This is a genomic window from Vibrio sp. Vb0304, from assembly GCF_033338995.1.
Classification (GTDB): domain Bacteria; phylum Pseudomonadota; class Gammaproteobacteria; order Enterobacterales; family Vibrionaceae; genus Vibrio; species Vibrio alginolyticus.
On the sequence record NZ_JAWOTT010000104.1, the window covers coordinates 1 to 1,540 of the forward strand.

Sequence of the window (1,540 nt, forward strand, 5' to 3'; positions counted from 1 at the left end):
TGCGGATGTTTGTCGTTAGAAACTTGCGCACTGCGAAACCCAGAAGATGTGTTAGGCAAAGATCACTCAGGTTCTAATTTGACCTTAGAAGAAGAGGCGTAAGCGTTATTCTTTGTCGAAACTGTCCACCACAATCGCGCCCATCGACGCTGGCATTGTGATGACGATAACGCGTTTTATCGCAACGATCGGGTCAGTAAAGAGTGGCAACTTGTCGAGACAAAATAGCACCAAAGCCACCACGATAGCGGCGATGGAATAGGCGATCACAACGCGAAATACAAAGATGGGAATGCGCTTTCTAATGTGGCTTTGAAATACGCTTTGATAAGCGAAAAAACTGAGAAAAATCACAGAAAGGCTTAACAACATGAGCAGGTTTATCATAGGTAAGCTTTCACCCAATCGCCATGCTTCTTCCGAAAAAGAGATAGGCACAGCAAGGGCAAAAGCGCCAACTAACACTTGGCTGGCATCTTCAAGATTAAAGTGGCTGCTCATGTTGTAGGTTCCGTTATTCGTTGTTATTGCTCAGCTGCAATAGCTTCTCGAATCGCTCGTTACCGTGCAGCAATTCAAGATCGCGTTCTTCTGCCAACAAATCGCGAATTGAAGGGCTGTAGTCAATGGCGCGTTCCAGATCTTCAATCGCTTGTTCCTCAATCCCTAATCGAGAGTACGCACAAGCGCGTTGGTAAAGCGCAGGGCCATTGGTGTAATCTACCTCGAGCACTCGGTTACATATGCTTAGCGCCCAATGGTATTCGTTTATTTCCATGGCCGCATCGGCTTTGTAAGTCAATGCTTCAAGGTCACCAGGTCGAATTACCAAGATTTCGTCATAAATCTCAATACGTTGTTCCGGCGTTTGCGAACTTTGAGCACGTAACCACAAGTTGTGGATTTCGTTGATCTTTTCAATCTCTTTGTTGTTTTCACTGATGATGCGAGTTTTGCGTTTTAAATCTCGTTCCAGCGCAACAAATTTCTTTTCATATTCTTGAGCGATTTTTTCCAATCGCTTGTCCGCCATTTCTTTTGTGTTGTGCTTAAACTCGCGCAGCGACTGCCAACCTACAAAGGCGATCAATGATGCCACGCCCGCGATGATGTAGAAGAAGTACGTTACCGTCACATTTGCGTAGTTCAGCGATTTATCCGCCACCGTTAATTCACGATCGGTGATCTCGGTGATCATTCGTTTTTCAAGGGTTTGGTAATCCTGACGTAAGGATTTAAGTTCATCTAAAATATAGCGTTCCATTAACGGTCTATCTAATAGATCTGATTCAGAATATTTTTCTTCGGATGCCAGAGTCGGGAGAGAGAGAATCAGGGAGAAGAAGAGGGCAATAAATAAGCGCATAAAACGTCCTTTTGCGTGAAGAGTACAGATAGACCCTGCAACCATAGCAAATCGAACAAACGTTTAGCAAAGTTATTACAAAAGAAATGCTTGTCACGCTTTTGCGCAACTTTTATGGCTCAAGACAAAAGTGGAAGCAGAAAGACGGGTTTGTGAGCGGTAAACTCTTTGGTC

Annotated in this window: 2 protein-coding genes and 1 pseudogene; 1 reads left to right on the forward strand and 2 read right to left on the reverse strand. The window is 44.3% G+C overall.

Annotation, left to right across the window (positions count from 1 at the left end; translation table 11 throughout):
- Positions 1-102 (forward strand): annotated as a pseudogene (locus R7P35_RS24145) (redox-sensitive transcriptional activator SoxR); the annotation flags it as partial.
- A gap of 3 nt (positions 103-105) precedes the next feature.
- Here the strand turns inward: R7P35_RS24145 and R7P35_RS24150 are convergent.
- Entirely contained in the window at positions 106-501 is a 396-nt protein-coding gene (locus tag R7P35_RS24150; protein ID WP_005464146.1) for a DUF2391 family protein, read from the reverse strand.
- Between the two features lie 13 nt (positions 502-514).
- Positions 515-1,366 carry a tetratricopeptide repeat protein gene (locus tag R7P35_RS24155; protein WP_180700470.1) on the reverse strand — a complete coding sequence of 284 codons (852 nt, stop codon included), beginning with the start codon at positions 1,364-1,366 and terminating at the stop codon, positions 515-517.
- Positions 1,367-1,540: the final 174 nt, after the last annotated feature.

Coding starts and splice junctions, on each gene's coding strand:
- R7P35_RS24155 (WP_180700470.1), bottom strand. CDS start 1,366: ATGCGCTTATTTATTGCCCTCTTCTTCTCCCTGATTCTCTCTCTCCCG.
- R7P35_RS24150 (WP_005464146.1), bottom strand. CDS start 501: ATGAGCAGCCACTTTAATCTTGAAGATGCCAGCCAAGTGTTAGTTGGC.